Source organism: Staphylococcus sp. 8AQ (assembly GCF_902506595.1).
In the GTDB taxonomy this organism is placed as follows: Bacteria; Bacillota; Bacilli; order Staphylococcales; family Staphylococcaceae; genus Staphylococcus; species Staphylococcus pasteuri.
Window position 1 is genome coordinate 2,431,910 of record NZ_LR733871.1, and the last position, 16,095, is coordinate 2,448,004.

General features: G+C 32.2%; 13 protein-coding genes and 1 riboswitch. Of the genes, 10 read left to right on the forward strand and 3 right to left on the reverse strand.

Features of this window, described 5'->3' with window-relative positions; genetic code table 11:
- Nucleotides 1-15: 15 nt before the first annotated feature.
- Nucleotides 16-423 (reverse strand): general stress protein, encoded by a 408-nt coding sequence (locus tag GVY01_RS11905; RefSeq protein ID WP_017638441.1) that lies wholly within the window; start codon nucleotides 421-423, stop codon nucleotides 16-18.
- Nucleotides 424-637: 214 nt separating this feature from the next.
- Nucleotides 638-740: riboswitch (purine riboswitch) on the forward strand.
- 265 nt (nucleotides 741-1,005) lie between these two features.
- Here GVY01_RS11905 and xpt point away from each other — a divergent pair.
- From xpt to GVY01_RS11945, 8 genes are all read left to right on the forward strand, one after another.
- Complete coding sequence (gene xpt / locus GVY01_RS11910) at nucleotides 1,006-1,584, forward strand: xanthine phosphoribosyltransferase (RefSeq protein ID WP_017638440.1); 579 nt, start codon at nucleotides 1,006-1,008, stop codon at nucleotides 1,582-1,584.
- On the forward strand, nucleotides 1,584-2,852 hold the full coding sequence (gene pbuX, locus GVY01_RS11915; RefSeq protein ID WP_017638439.1) for a xanthine permease PbuX: 1,269 nt from the start codon (nucleotides 1,584-1,586) through the stop codon (nucleotides 2,850-2,852). The genes xpt and pbuX overlap by 1 nt, the downstream gene beginning before the upstream one ends.
- A gap of 36 nt (nucleotides 2,853-2,888) precedes the next feature.
- Complete coding sequence (gene guaB / locus GVY01_RS11920) at nucleotides 2,889-4,355, forward strand: IMP dehydrogenase (RefSeq protein WP_159333779.1); 1,467 nt, start codon at nucleotides 2,889-2,891, stop codon at nucleotides 4,353-4,355.
- Between the two features lie 25 nt (nucleotides 4,356-4,380).
- Entirely contained in the window at nucleotides 4,381-5,922 is a 1,542-nt protein-coding gene (gene guaA, locus GVY01_RS11925) for a glutamine-hydrolyzing GMP synthase (RefSeq protein ID WP_017638437.1), read from the forward strand.
- Between the two features lie 343 nt (nucleotides 5,923-6,265).
- Nucleotides 6,266-6,673, forward strand: a complete 408-nt coding sequence (locus GVY01_RS11930) for a YjdF family protein (RefSeq protein ID WP_017638436.1) — start codon at nucleotides 6,266-6,268, stop codon at nucleotides 6,671-6,673.
- A 125-nt stretch (nucleotides 6,674-6,798) separates the two neighbouring features.
- A complete protein-coding gene (locus GVY01_RS11935) occupies nucleotides 6,799-7,635 on the forward strand; it encodes an aminoglycoside 6-adenylyltransferase (RefSeq protein ID WP_159333780.1) in 837 nt (278 codons plus the stop codon).
- Nucleotides 7,636-7,650: 15 nt separating this feature from the next.
- Nucleotides 7,651-8,094 (forward strand): GNAT family N-acetyltransferase, encoded by a 444-nt coding sequence (locus GVY01_RS11940; RefSeq protein ID WP_108017278.1) that lies wholly within the window; start codon nucleotides 7,651-7,653, stop codon nucleotides 8,092-8,094.
- A gap of 301 nt (nucleotides 8,095-8,395) precedes the next feature.
- Nucleotides 8,396-9,595 (forward strand): GTP-binding protein, encoded by a 1,200-nt coding sequence (locus tag GVY01_RS11945; protein WP_017637009.1) that lies wholly within the window; start codon nucleotides 8,396-8,398, stop codon nucleotides 9,593-9,595.
- A 103-nt stretch (nucleotides 9,596-9,698) separates the two neighbouring features.
- On the opposite strand, the gene GVY01_RS11950 is transcribed toward GVY01_RS11945, so the two are convergent.
- Together GVY01_RS11950 and GVY01_RS12815 are read right to left on the reverse strand one after the other, a co-directional pair.
- The gene (locus GVY01_RS11950) at nucleotides 9,699-10,556 is read right to left on the reverse strand and encodes a trypsin-like serine peptidase (protein WP_017637010.1); all 858 of its coding nucleotides are present in this window, start codon (nucleotides 10,554-10,556) and stop codon (nucleotides 9,699-9,701) included.
- A gap of 660 nt (nucleotides 10,557-11,216) precedes the next feature.
- Nucleotides 11,217-11,321 carry a hypothetical protein gene (locus tag GVY01_RS12815; RefSeq protein WP_219906378.1) on the reverse strand — a complete coding sequence of 35 codons (105 nt, stop codon included), beginning with the start codon at nucleotides 11,319-11,321 and terminating at the stop codon, nucleotides 11,217-11,219.
- A gap of 616 nt (nucleotides 11,322-11,937) precedes the next feature.
- Here GVY01_RS12815 and GVY01_RS11955 point away from each other — a divergent pair.
- Together GVY01_RS11955 and GVY01_RS11960 are read left to right on the forward strand one after the other, a co-directional pair.
- Nucleotides 11,938-13,437 carry an NADH dehydrogenase subunit 5 gene (locus tag GVY01_RS11955; RefSeq protein WP_017637011.1) on the forward strand — a complete coding sequence of 500 codons (1,500 nt, stop codon included), beginning with the start codon at nucleotides 11,938-11,940 and terminating at the stop codon, nucleotides 13,435-13,437.
- A gap of 14 nt (nucleotides 13,438-13,451) precedes the next feature.
- A complete protein-coding gene (locus GVY01_RS11960; protein ID WP_159333781.1) occupies nucleotides 13,452-16,028 on the forward strand; it encodes a DUF2309 domain-containing protein in 2,577 nt (858 codons plus the stop codon).
- Nucleotides 16,029-16,095: the final 67 nt, after the last annotated feature.

Genomic DNA, 16,095 nt, shown 5'->3' on the forward strand with positions numbered 1-16,095 from the left:
TTTAACATTAGCAAATTATGATTTTGGTCCTTTTGATTCAGAAGCATAATGTGTAATGTCAATTTCTTCATATGCTGCATTATGTTCTTCAACTTCATTATGAGAAGAACGGTCACGATTAGCAATAACTAAAAATTTACCGTCCAAAATGTCTTGTTTATGACTTTCGATTTCGTCATCACTTAGATTATATCTTGTAAGCACAGCGTGTTCGCCGTCTTCACCAATAAGTAATCTAGACATACGGTCACTAAATGAACCGCTTGTAGCAATTAAACTAATTTGAGAATCGTGTAAATCATCTAAATGTAATTTTGAACGACTAATAACTGCTAATTCACTTTCTAAATAGCCTTCAGATTTCTTTTGGTTAATCACGTTGTATAATTCTGATTGATTTTCTACTACTGTAATTTCTGCCATGATTATCGCCCCTTATTTTTTCTCTTAGTTCAAATTCTATACCCTTGCCCTATAATTATAAAACTTTTGTTTATATAATTATATAATTTTACTGATTTATTTACCAAATTTATTTTTAAATTAAAAATCAAAACGCTTTCAGTGAGAACTACTGATAAGACAAGGATGATAGTGTATGATAGATATTGAAAAAGTAGCTGAAATTTGCTATCATCATTAAATAATTTATATGACTCATATAATCTGAAGAATATGGCTTTAGAAGTTTCTACCATGTCGCCTTGAACGACATGACTATGGGTAACAATTCAATACTTAGGAGCAGTTTAAATCGATCAAAATATGAAGGGCTAATGTTAAATGTATTATTGATATAGGGATTTGTTATGCAATCTTACAAAGGTCCTTTATCTATTTGTATACATTTTAATTATCGATTAATTTGACGTATCTACTTCTTTATTTGCTAATTAACGCAATGTATTGCACGTTCCCTCATAGATCCTGAAACTTAATCAAAGTTTGGGGATTTTTTTGTATCAACAAGTCTATGGATTACATAAATTTGAGGAGGTTTTCCGGGTGGAGTCGTTAGGACGTAAAGTAAAAGAAGATGGTGTAGTCATTGATGAAAAGATTTTGAAAGTAGACGGTTTTTTAAATCATCAAATTGACGCAAAGTTAATGCATGAAGTAGGGCAAACATTTTATAATCAGTTTAAAAATGAAGGTATTACTAAAATATTAACTATCGAAGCATCTGGTATTGCACCAGCCATTATGGCTGCTCTTCATTTTGATGTACCATGTTTATTTGCTAAAAAAGCAAAACCTAGTACTTTGAAAGATGGTTTTTATCAAACAGATATCCATTCATTTACTAAAAATAAGACAAGTACAGTTATCGTTTCTGAAGAATTTCTTGGTGAAGATGACACAGTCTTAATTATTGATGATTTCTTAGCTAATGGTGATGCATCACTAGGATTAAACGAAATTGTCAAACAAGCCAATGCTAAAACTGCAGGCGTTGGTATTGTCGTAGAAAAGAGCTTCCAAAATGGTCGTCAAAGACTTGAAGATGAAGGATTGAATGTATCTTCATTATGTAAGGTGGCTTCATTAAAAGGTAATAAAGTGACGCTATTAGGTGAAAATTAATGAAGAATTTTATTCTTAGTATTCAACATTTATTAGCCATGTATGCAGGAGCGATTTTAGTACCGATTATCGTTGGTACTAGTTTGAAATTCACACCAGAAGAGATTGCGTATTTAGTTACAGTTGATATTTTCATGTGTGGTATTGCTACATTCTTACAAGTTAATAAGGTGACAGGTACCGGATTGCCAATCGTCCTAGGGTGTACCTTTACGGCGGTTGCACCTATGATTTTAATCGGTCAGACAAAAGGATTAGGTGTATTATACGGTTCATTATTCCTATCAGGTATCTTAGTGATTATTATAGCGCCATTTTTCTCTCATTTAGTTAAATTCTTCCCACCAGTAGTAACAGGAAGTGTTGTAACAATTATTGGTATCAATCTTATGCCAGTTGCAATGAATTATTTAGCAGGTGGCGAGGGTGCTAAAGACTATGGTAATCCTAAAAATATCATTTTAGGCGGCGTTACACTGATTGTCATTTTAATTCTCCAACGATTTACTAAAGGATTCTTGAAATCAATCGCTATTTTAATAGGGTTGGTTATCGGAACAATTTTAGCAGCTATCTTTGGTATTGTGGATATCAAACAAGTTGGAGAAGCCAATTGGGTTGGTATACCAATGCCATTCCGATTTTCAGGATTTGGATTTGATTTAAGTGCAACGTTAGTATTCTTTATAGTAGCCATTGTAAGTTTAATTGAATCAACAGGTGTCTATCACGCATTAAGTGAGATTACTGGGAAAAAATTAGAAAGAAAAGATTTTCGTAAAGGTTACACTGCGGAAGGTCTAGCTATAGTAATAGGATCCATGTTTAATGCATTCCCATATACTGCTTATTCTCAAAATGTTGGGCTTGTATCTCTGTCTGGCGCTAAGAAGAATAAAGTAATTTATGGAATGGTAATCTTATTACTTATTTGCGGATGTATTCCTAAATTAGGTGCTTTAGCTAACATTATTCCATTACCAGTATTAGGTGGTGCTATGATAGCAATGTTTGGTATGGTAATGGCATATGGTGTGAGTATTTTAGGTAAAATTAATTTTGCAAATCAAAATAACTTATTAATTATTGCTGTATCAGTTGGTTTAGGTACAGGAATTAGTGCCGTACCACAAGCATTTAAAGGTTTAGGAGAACAATTTGCATGGTTAACTCAAAATGGAATTGTTTTAGGTGCTATCTCAGCAATTATCCTAAATTTCTTTTTTAATGGTATAAACTATAAACAAAGTGAAGAAAATGTGAAATAATAGAACAAACTATATAATATTGGAGGCTGTTTTTAAATGTGGGAAAATAAGTTTGCTAAAGAGTCATTAACATTCGATGATGTATTATTAATTCCAGCTCAATCAGACGTGTTACCAAGCGATGTTGATTTAAGCGTTCGTTTATCAGATAAAATTCAATTGAACATTCCGATTATTTCTGCTGGTATGGATACAGTTACAGAATCTAAAATGGCAATTGCGATGGCAAGACAAGGTGGACTAGGCGTTATCCATAAAAATATGGGTATCGAAGAGCAAGCTGATGAAGTACAAAAAGTAAAACGTTCAGAAAATGGTGTTATTAGTAATCCGTTCTATTTAACTCCTGATGAAAGTGTTTTTGAAGCAGAAGCTTTAATGGGTAAATACCGTATTTCAGGTGTTCCAATTGTTAACAATAAAACAGATAGAGAATTAGTAGGTATTATTACTAACAGAGATTTACGTTTTATTGAAGACTTTTCTATTAAAATCTCAGATGTAATGACTAAAGAAGACTTAATTACAGCTCCAGTAGGTACAACATTAGATGAAGCAGAATCAATTTTACAAGAACATAAAATTGAAAAACTTCCTTTAGTAGAAAATGGCCGTTTAGAAGGACTAATCACAATTAAAGATATTGAAAAGGTATTAGAATTCCCATATGCAGCTAAAGATGCCAATGGTCGTTTATTAGCAGCGGCAGCAATCGGTATTTCTAAAGATACTGATATTAGAGCTGAAAAGTTAGTAGAAGCGGGCGTTGATGCACTTGTTATTGATACTGCACATGGTCATTCAAAAGGTGTTATCGAACAAGTTAAACATATCAAAGAAAAATATCCTGACATCACATTAGTTGCTGGTAATGTGGCAACTGCTGAAGCGACTAAAGCACTATTTGAAGCGGGTGCAGATGTAGTTAAAGTTGGTATTGGACCAGGTTCAATCTGTACAACTCGTGTAGTTGCAGGTGTTGGTGTACCACAAATTACAGCTGTTTATGATTGTGCAACTGAAGCACGTAAACAAGGTAAATCCATTATTGCAGATGGCGGTATTAAATTCTCTGGAGACATCATTAAAGCATTGGCAGCTGGTGGACATGCTGTAATGTTAGGTAGCTTATTAGCAGGAACTGAAGAAAGTCCTGGTGCTACTGAAGTATTCCAAGGTAGACAATACAAAGTATATCGCGGTATGGGATCTTTAGGTGCTATGGAAAAAGGTTCAAATGACCGTTACTTCCAAGAAGATAAAACACCTAAGAAATTCGTACCAGAAGGTATTGAAGGCCGTACAGCTTATAAAGGACCTTTACAAGACACAGTTTATCAACTTATGGGCGGCGTAAGAGCTGGTATGGGTTATACTGGTTCTGAAAATCTTGAAAAATTACGTGAAGAAGCACAATTCACACGTATGGGACCAGCTGGTTTAGCAGAAAGCCACCCACATAATGTTCAAATCACTAAAGAATCACCAAACTATTCATTCTAATAAGATTTAAAGGAGAACGACAATTATGGAAATGGCGAAAGAGCAAGAGTTAATTCTTGTCTTAGACTTTGGTAGCCAATACAACCAATTAATCACAAGACGTATACGTGAAATGGGTGTATATAGTGAGTTACACGACCATGAAATTTCTATTGAAGAAATTAAACGTATGAATCCAAAAGGTATTATATTATCAGGTGGTCCTAATTCAGTTTATGAAGAAGGTTCATTTACTATCGACCCTGAAATTTATAACTTAGGTATTCCTGTATTAGGTATTTGTTATGGTATGCAATTAACTACTAAATTATTAGGTGGTAAAGTTGAGCGTGCCAATGAACGTGAATATGGTAAAGCAATCATTAATGCGAAATCTGATGAATTATTCTTTGGCTTACCATCAGAACAAACTGTATGGATGAGTCATTCAGATAAAGTGATCGAGATTCCAGAAGGATTTGAAGTTATTGCTGATAGCCCAAGCACAGATTATGCAGCTATCGAAGATAAATCTCGTCGTATTTATGGTGTTCAGTTCCATCCAGAGGTACGTCATACTGAATACGGTAATGATTTATTAAGAAACTTTGTGCGTCGTGTTTGTAATTGTACAGGCGAATGGACAATGGAGAACTTTATTGAAATCGAAATTGAAAAAATTCGTGAACGTGTAGGTGACAGAAAAGTACTATGTGCCATGAGTGGCGGAGTAGACTCATCTGTTGTTGCTGTATTATTACACAAAGCGATTGGTGATCAATTAACTTGTATCTTTGTCGACCATGGTTTACTTCGTAAAGGTGAAGGCGACATGGTTATGGAACAATTTGGTGAAGGTTTCAACATGAATATTATTCGTGTTAATGCACAAGATCGTTTCATGGATAAATTAGCTGGTGTATCAGACCCAGAACAAAAACGTAAAATCATTGGTAATGAATTTGTTTATGTATTTGATGATGAAGCATCTAAGTTAAAAGGCGTAGATTTCTTAGCGCAAGGTACACTTTATACAGATGTCATTGAATCAGGTACTAAAACAGCTCAAACAATTAAATCTCACCATAATGTAGGTGGATTACCTGAAGATATGGAATTTGAATTAATCGAACCAATTAACACGTTGTTTAAAGACGAAGTACGTGCTTTAGGTATCGAGTTAGGTATTCCAGAACATTTAGTATGGAGACAACCATTCCCAGGTCCTGGTTTAGGTATCCGTGTACTTGGTGAAATTACTGAAGATAAATTAGAAATCGTACGTGAATCAGACGCGATATTAAGAGAAGTAGTTAGAGAAGAAGGTCTTGAAAGAGACATTTGGCAATACTTCACTGTACTTCCAGGTATTCAATCTGTAGGTGTTATGGGTGACTACCGTACATACGATCATACAGTAGGAATTCGTGCTGTAACATCAATTGATGGTATGACTAGTGACTTTGCTCGTATCGATTGGGAAGTCTTACAAAAGATTTCAAGCCGTATCGTTAACGAAGTTGACCACGTTAACCGAGTTGTCTACGATATTACTTCTAAGCCACCTAGTACAATAGAGTGGGAATAATTAAATAATATATATTTAAGGCTAGAAACCCTATATTAGCGGTTTTCTAGCCTTTTTATTTTGCTTTGAATATGTTGATTCATAAAATCAAAATCAATAAAAATAATTGTATGAATAATAATTAAACCATTCTGATAAAAACTATATTTGTAAGTAAATCGTTTATTTTAAATAAGGTTGAATATATAGATTGTTGAAATTTTTGGTTTTTATTTTAAAATATACATAGAAATGTAAAAACACAATTGGGTTGGTAGTCCCAATGCAGATAAAAATATCTGTCAGTAACCTTCCTCCTCAGGTCGTCCGTCATTTCTGGAATATTTGTAAGAGGAGGGATAGCGTGGAGCTATCTATTTATCATAATGGTCAATTCTTTGTGGGATTAATCGAATTTAAACAGGGAAATAAGTCTAAATTTGTCCAACATATTTTCGGAAAAGAACCTGATGATTTAGAAATTCTAAATTATATTTATAATCATTTATTAAATCATTTAGACGATACAGAAACCACAATTTTAACTAAAAAGAAAAAAGTGAAAATTAACCCCAAAAGACTGCAAAGAGAAGTTGCTAAAGAGCAAAAACAACCTAAAGATATCACCTATGCACAATTAGCTTTAAAAAAAGAACAAGAGCTAAATAAGAGGAAATCTAAGAAGAATAATAAATTGCAAAGAGATTTGACTAAAAAGCGAAAAAGAAAAATTAAACAAATCAAAGCTAAAGAAAAGCATAAAGGACATTAAAAAATAGGTGGTTTAACTAAAACATAAGGGCAAGTTTAATATTTATTTTCTACACCACTTTAAGAAGTGGTGTTTTTTATTATTAGAGAAATATAAAAATAATTACAAATCAAATGAGGTGCAATATGAGATCTTCTGAAGAGATATTTGGGATTATAAAAGAAGTTGCAAGACAATTCAACAACATATGTGCTGTATGCATAAATGGTTCTAGAGTGAATAAATCGGTAAAAAAAGATAAATATCAAGACTTTGACATAGTTTTTATTGTTGAAGATTTAGACAAGATGATTATAGATTTAAAATGGTTAGATAAATTTGGTAAAAGAATAATTACTCAGTATCCAGATTTAGAAGATTTATATCCATCAAACAGAAAAGATAAATTTTCTATATTAATGATGTTTGATGACTATAATAGAATAGATTTAACGTTAATACCCAAAAGCTATTTAGAAAAATATTTAGAAAATGATAGTTTAACTGAAATTATATATGATAAGGAAAATATCATTAAATATAATAAGCAACCTAATGATGAAAAATATTGGGTTAGAGAACCTTTCCAAAAGATTTTTGATGAGAGTATAACCGAATTCTACATGATAATGGCAAATGTGTATAAAGGTTTAAAAAGAAGAGAGTTACTATATTCTATTCAACAAATGGATTTAGCAAGAGAAATGTTATTATTAAACTTTTCTTGGAAATACGGTTATGAATTTGGATATAGAGTAAATTTTGGAAAAAATTACAAATGGTTACCTAAATTCTTAAATAATGAAGAAAATGAAAAATTAAAACAAACTTATTCTAGATTAGATAAATCAGAGATTACATATGTTATGTATAAAACTATTGAAATTTTTGATGAGGTTACGTTTCAAGTTGCTACACTCTTAGAATTTAAGTTTGATAAAGAAAAGTATAAAAAAGTGAAAGAATACATAGAATACCAATAGTAGGGGGAATGTTTTGTGAATATATATACTAGGTTATTTAAGGAAAGTGATTTTGAAAAGTTAGAAGAGTTAATGAAATTATATGACGATTTAAGATACCCAACTAGTAAAAACGATTTGAAAAAAAGATTAACTTATATCTATAATCACGCTGATTATTATATACTACTGCTAATTAAAAATGATGAAATCATAGGTTTAAGTGGTATGTGCAAAATGCTATTTTATGAAAAAAGTGGAGAATATATGAGGATATTAGCATTTGTAATCAATTCAAAATACAGAAATAGTGGGTTTGGTAAGATATTATTAAATGATTCTGAAAGATTATCTAAACAATTAAATTGCAAAGCAATAACTCTTAATAGTGGAAATAGAAATGAAAGAATACAGGCACATAGATTATATAGTAAAAATGGGTTTAGTAGTAATACAAAAGGTTTTACAAAAAAGCTTTAAGTTCAAAAAAACATTTTTAAATTATTAAATGTAAATATTATATAAATTATCTAAGCAATGTAACAATATACCGACATCTTTGTATAAAACACGATAGTCCTTAACCGCTACGGTTATAGGACTTTTTTTATGGACCTTATTTTTTATAAAAAATATACACTTTAAAAAAACTACAAAATTAGTTTATAACTTCCATATATAATCTTATTTAAAATCGTTATTGATTAATCGGAATTAATCCTATAGAATGTAAAACGTAATAATTACTATTTACATAACAGAAAAAGAAAGGGAGTTTATTATGGCTAAAATTCCAGTAACTGTGTTAAGTGGGTATCTAGGTTCTGGTAAAACAACATTATTGAATCATATTTTACAAAATCGTGAGGGACGACGAATTGCGGTTATTGTTAATGATATGAGTGAAGTGAATATCGACAAAGACTTAGTAGCAGAAGGTGGAGGTTTATCTCGAACTGATGAAAAATTAGTCGAGCTATCAAACGGCTGTATTTGTTGTACGTTGCGCGATGATTTGCTAAAAGAAGTTGAACGTATTGTTAAAAAGGGTGGTATTGATCAAATAGTGATTGAATCCACAGGTATTTCTGAACCAGTACCTGTTGCACAGACGTTTTCTTATATCGATGAAGAATTAGGGATTGATTTAACGGCCATTTGTCGATTGGATACAATGGTAACGGTTGTAGATGCTAATCGATTTATTAATGATATTAATTCCGAAGATTTATTAATAGATCGTGATCAAAGTGTAAGTGATGAAGATGAACGTACCATTGCGGATTTACTTATCGACCAAGTAGAGTTTTGCGATGTGATGATTATTAATAAAACAGATTTAGTATCAAAAGATGCATTAAATCGATTAGAACAAGTTTTAACGACACTTCAACCTGAAGCGAAAGTGATTAAAACTGTAAATGCTAAGGTTGATTTATCAGAAGTATTAAATACACAACGTTTTGATTTTGAAAAAGCAAGTGAATCTGCTGGCTGGATTAAAGAATTAACAGAAGGGGGCCATGCGGAACATACACCAGAAACCGAGGAATATGGAATTTCTTCATTTGTATATCGACGACAATTACCTTTCCATGCTGAAAGATTTAATGAATGGTTAGAACACATGCCGGAAAATATTGTTAGAGCTAAAGGAATAGTCTGGTTAGCTCAATATAATCAAGTTGCATGTCTATTTTCTCAAGCTGGATCGTCTCAATCGATATATCCAGTAACATACTGGGTAGCGAGTATGCCGCGTGCAAAACAGGAAATGATTTTAGAAGAAAGACCTGATGTTGCAGAAGAATGGGATTTAGAATATGGAGATCGTCATACACAATTTGTTATTATCGGTACAAATTTGAATCAAGAGCAAATCATTAAAGATTTAGATCAATGTTTAATCAATAGTAATGAAATTGATGCAGATTGGTCACAATTGTCAGACCCGTATCATTGGACGATTACATCCCAATAATTTAGATTTTAAAAAATAAAGTTTCACGTGAAAACTACATATAAAAAAGATACTCCCTTGTACTACTTATAAAGTAACAGTAGTACAAGAGCGTACCTTTAAATTATTTAATATTATCTTTTACAAATTTACCGGCTTTTCCTTTAAATGATTCTCCGCCAGCCATTTCTTGTTTGGCATATTTATCTGTAGAATTATTCCATAAATTATAGCCATAAGTACGAAGACCATAAATTTTTGAATATTTCCCATCTAACATAGGAGAACCAGAAGCACCAGCTCTGAAAATATCTTTTGTCATAATTTCAGTACCATTTGCTGAAAATTGGACGAATCTTAATTTACTAAAATAAGCTTTAGTATTGTCGCCATTTTGCCATGGATATCCTAATGAATATAATGGTGTATTAAATTTTAATCCTTTGATTTCCTTGTCAGTTGCTAATCGTATTGGCTTAGCATATTTAGACATTTTCTCTTTGGTATGAACAACAGCTATATCATAACCTGATAATTTTTTTACATCAGAGGCATGGAATTTATAAGGAATATGCTTCCCATCTCGGTTCATTGCGAACGAGATATATTTCGCTGAAGCGGCTTTTCCATTTTTATCATCAATAACATGAGCATTTGTAACAAACGTATGATCTCCGATAACTGTACCTGTGCCCATTGAATCTTTGCCTTTACCTTTATGGCCATTCATATTAGAAACTCGACCAATTGCTTTTAAATTATTTTTATTAGCTTTTGTATAATGTTCAATACTGATTGAGTTTTTACTTATTTTCTTAGCTTTGGGATAAGCTTGTTGGTCAGATGGAGAATTTAATCCATCACGGTAGTAATGATCTGTTTCAGCATGCGCTTGTTGAGAAAATGTTGCAGTGGCTGTCAACGCAATTGTAGTGATCATGACACTGCTAATAATCGTTTTTATTGGTTTGAAATATGACAAAATAGAAGTCCCCTTTGTTTTTTAAAGTTGATACGAAATTTTAAAAAAAGTCAAAATAAAATAATGATTATTGTAAATTTATTATCATCAATCAGTTTCATTATATGTTAAATAAGTTGTATTACAATAGAAAATCTAAAATTTATAGTAATTGATTAATTAATAATAATAAATATGTAAAATGTAACAATAATAGCAATAATATAAATTGATAATTACTGCATAAAATAAAACAACGACTTTTCGAATCATAAAAATGTTGCTTTAAAGAATAATTCACTAAATATCTATATCTTTTCTTATATAAATGTGATATTTTTTATTGTAACAAAGAAATCATTTTATCCGATTACATCTAGCTCTCATGTAGAGTTAGATGTTTTTTAATGACACAATCAATAGGAACGAATGAGATGGACATATTATATCTAATAAGGTGTAAACTGTTTGAACCGTTCATTTCCGTATTATTGTAATGCAAACTAAAAGAGGCGAGACCTAATGTCTCGCCTCTTTTATATATTTATTGTCTTTATTTGAAGAAGCCAATGATAGTTTTGATGATTGAAATGATGCTTGTAACGATTTCCATTGATAGTCCTCCTTTTCAATCAGAATGAGTTATTTATTGGGTTAGTGCAATTTTTGAATAATATTAGATTATTTATTGCCTTTTACAAGATCGATGATTGTTTTTACTAAAGAAACAATGCCTGAGATGATTTCCATTATAATTACCTCCCTTGTTTGACTTGTTAAATACATTGTAACGAGATAAAGGATGGTTTATGACGAAATTTCCTAACTTGTATTTTGAAGGTCATAACTGGGCGTTTTCATTGAATAACTCACAGAATTTCATGCCTAAGTGTATTAACTATTAAATGCCTTTACAAAAGCTTTACATGGCTGTTTTGAAGTTGTAAAGATATTGAATTTTCATATAAAATTAGCGTCCTTATTGGTATGAGATTTGACATAGTTAATATCATCGACTATATTAATATTAATATGCTCAAAAGTAGAATTAAGCTTTAGCTAGCGATGATTGCTATAAAATTATAGTGTTTATCGAGAGTGAAAGAATAGTTGGCTTTTGACCGGACACAGAAAATTAAAAAGGTAGCTTTTTAAAAGGAAATAACATCATTCTAAGATTAAAATACATACGTAGATTTAAAATGCGAGGAAAATGAGAAGTTAAGTCGACTTTTTCACAAGGAGTAAAGACCGCTAACTTATTTAAAATTCAAGTCGTAATGTTGATGATATTTCAAGTTGAAATGAAGCCTATAGTAGCATGTTTCTCATAATTCAGAGTGTGGGATATTGTCTATTGTAGGCTTTTTATAGTACGTAAATTTAAACAGAGGAGGTATCGATGTTAAGTATGAATGCACTCTTAATTGTGTTCCTTATCACTTTACTCATTGCTATGCTGAGTGGTTTAGTATTTTTATCTGCTAAAGTTCCCACTCAATATATTAAGATACATATGTATATGCTTGTCTTACCTATCATTGTAGGACTGATTGGATTATTTTCAACGACAAATCAACTTATCATTGGCCCTTTTAAATTAGATAAATTGGCTTGGTTAATGGGAAGTTTCATTTTAATATTAGGTTTTATTATCCAAAAGTTTTGTGTTCGTTATTTGCTTGGAGATAAAAATTATCGTCAATATTTCCCATTATTCACTTTGATTACCGTTTTTGCATCTGTTGCATGGTTAAGTGGTGATTTAAGATTTATGGTTGTAAGTTGGGGCGCAACATTATTATGCCTTACGTTATTAATTAGAGTTAATCGTTTCTGGAAAGTACCACATGAGGCTGCTAAAATTTCAGCTAAATTATTTTTAATTGGATGGCTAGCATTAGTTGTAGCTGTTGGTTTGCTATATATTGTTACAGGTCATTGGTATATTGATGAAGTAGCAGTTGATTATAGTCATTTATCTTTTGGCATGAAATTAATTATAGATTTATGTATTGTACTGGCTGTGATTATTCCCGCAGCACAGTTTCCTTTCCAAAGTTGGTTAATTGAATCTGTTGCAGCACCGACACCTGTATCAGCTATTATGCATGCCGGAATAGTCAATGCTGGTGGGATTATATTAACAAGATTCGCACCTGTATTTGATAATGCAGTAGCGATTACAGTTTTATTGTTGATTGCGAGTGTCTCAGTGTTACTTGGTTCAGGAATCAGTTTGGTTCATGTCGACTATAAAAGACAACTTGTAGGATCTACAATGAGTCAAATGGGCTTTATGCTTGTTCAATGTGCGTTAGGTGCATATTCGGCAGCTATTATTCATCTTGTATTACACGGCGTATTTAAAGCGACGTTGTTTTTACAATCTGGATCTGTAGTTGGCAGATTTAATATACCAACGCCACCTAGTGCTAAAAGATCATATGGATGGATCTTGTTAGGTCGACTATTGGCGTTAGTGATTGCAGTGCTATTTTGGATGAATAGTGATCATAGCGCTTATGAGCTAATTAGCTCGCTTATACTAGCATGGTCGTTAATGGTATCATGGAATCAACTAGTTGCCTTTAGTAAGACGATTATGGGTAAAGTGGTTGGTGTTTGTATGATTATTATTGTTGCTGTAGTTTATATTGTGACGCATCATTTCTTTAAATATTTATTAAGCACAGTGGATATTAGTGTGACGCATCCACCGATTATAAGTAGCATTATAAGCATTGCTATCTTAGTATTTGGAAGTGTATTTAGTATTTGGGTATCACGACATCGTAACTCGCATGCATTTGCTGTATTGTATTTATGGTTAGTTAAATTGGGTGAGGCGAAATCAGCTTCAGTTGAAAGCCATCCAACATATTTGAAAAAGTATTTATAAAAGGGTGAAAAACTATGGTTAATTCACAACAAAATAGCAATATCGAAATGATTGTCTCTGAGGCTAAGCGTGTCATTACACCGTTATCACCAATTTCTATTTTTGCTGCGAGAAATCCTTGGGAAGGTTTGGAAGGACAAACATTTAACGAAATAGCTACATGGCTAAAAGATATAAGAGATGTCAATATTTATCCTAATTATAGAGCGGTTGAAAATGCTGTACAACATGGTGAGATAGATGAAGAAATCTTTGAAACATTATTAAATGAAGCAATTCAATCGTCTAATATCAAAGTAGAAACCGAATTTGAAAAACGTTATATAGATAACATTAAACATATTGAACCAATTTCAGATGATCTTTTAGATACTACTATGCGTCATCGTATCTTTGAAACTTTACCTAAGGTTTCAAACAGAGATGTAAATCAAGATTTATACCGACCTAAGAGTGCGGATAGTGTTAATGCAAAAGGTGAACGATTAATTGATGAGGTAGATATGCATATGATTAAGTGGTCTAAACTGTATTTAGACCAGTTTCAATCTAGTTGGACTATGCCTAAGAGAGAGCAAGGCTTTTATACTGCATGGTTACATTTAGCACAACATGATACTAATCTGTCTAAACAAGCAAGACAACTTGTTCGTCAGTGTGCATCTACTTCACACGAAATGATTAGCCAAGTATTAACAGATTTGAATATTCAAAGTGCAGACTGGCAAGCTTATATAGAAGGACAGTTGTTAGCTTTACCAGGTTGGGCTGGGATGATGTATTATAGAGCAGAAGAAAATGAATCAGAGCGTCAACTCTTAACAGATTACATAGCAATAAGATTAGCCACTGAATATATTTTATTATCAACAACTAAAGAACAATACAACGTGTCTAATATTTATCACTATAAAGACGTAGATTTAGTTATAGCATTAATGTTTTATGGTCATTTATCACTTGAAGAGTGGGATCAATTATCTAAAGAAGATAAAATAAGATACTTAGATTTTGCGAGAACATATCATAGACAGTATTTCCAAAAATTATGGCTTGATGCATGGGAAGAAACACATGAACGTGATTTAGTAGATACAATTTATGAGTCGTCAAATTCAGATAGTGAACCACAAAAGACACAAGCCCAGTTAGCGTTTTGTATCGATGTCCGTTCTGAACCGTTTCGTCGTCATCTCGAAGGAGAAGGCCCATTTGAAACAATAGGTATTGCCGGTTTCTTTGGTTTACCTATTAAAAAAGAAGTTATTGACGCACAATTCGATCATGAATCTTTACCTGTCATGGTACCACCAGCGTACAAAATTCAAGAATACGCAGATCGCCATAAATTAGAATATTATCAGCAACAACAACATACAATTACATCAATGCTTTATACATTTAAATTAATGAAACATAATGTTCTACCTAGTCTATTATTACCAGAATTAAGTGGGCCATTTTTAAGTCTAAATACCATTGCCAATACGTTAATACCAACAAAAGCAAGACAATTTGCGCATCGGTTCACTAAAAAATGGCTTAACAAACCTGAAACAAAGTTAACCATTGATAGAGAGCATCATGTATATTCAGAACTTCCTATTGGTTTAACGGAAGAAGAGCAAGTTCAATTTAGTAAACAAGCACTACAATTAATGGATTTAACGAAAGATTTTGCTCCACTTGTCGTATTAGGTGGACACGGTAGTGAATCTCACAATAATCCTTACCATTCTTCACTAGAGTGTGGTGCTTGTGGAGGGGCTTCAAGTGGATTTAATGCTAAATTGTTAGCGATGTTATGCAATATGTCTTCTGTAAGAGAAGCACTGAAACAAGATAACATTAATATTCCTGATGAAACTGTATTTGTTGCGGCAGAACATAAAACTTCTGTAGATAAGTTGGAATGGATATATGTCCCAGAATTAACAGAAAGTGCACAACAAGCGTTTGATTTAATAGAATCTGTTATGCCACAAGTAAGTTATAAAGCTAATTTAGAACGTTTGGCAAACTTGCCTAACTTAAATAAAGAGCATAAAGATCCAGTAGCAGCAGCATATCAATATGCGAGTGATTGGAGCGAGATAAGACCCGAATGGGGGTTAGCTAAAAATGCTGAGTTTGTTATTGGTAAACGTTCAATTACTGAAAATAGTAATTTAGAAGCGCGAGCATTCTTGCATAATTATGATTGGACACAGGATCAAGATGGTCATTTACTCAATACAATTATTTCTGGACCAGCACTAGTTGCACAATGGATTAACCTACAATATTATGCTTCAACTGTAGCACCACATTACTATGGTAGTGGTAATAAGAGAACACAATCAGTCACATCTGGACTTGGTGTCATGCAAGGTAACTCTAGTGACTTAATGTACGGTTTGCCTTGGCAATCAGTAATGGCTCAAGATAACGAAATTTACCATTCTCCAATACGTTTATTAGTAGTTATTCAAGCACCTGATACGCATATTCAACGCTTATTAGAAGATAATCAAAAATTCGCCCAAAAAGTCGACAATGGATGGGTACGTCTAGCTAGTATTGATGAAAATCATAGTTGGAAAGATTGGTAAATGTAAATATAGATAGCTTACTTAAGAGATAACAATTGGTTATGGCGTTTTTGATGTTATTTTCGAA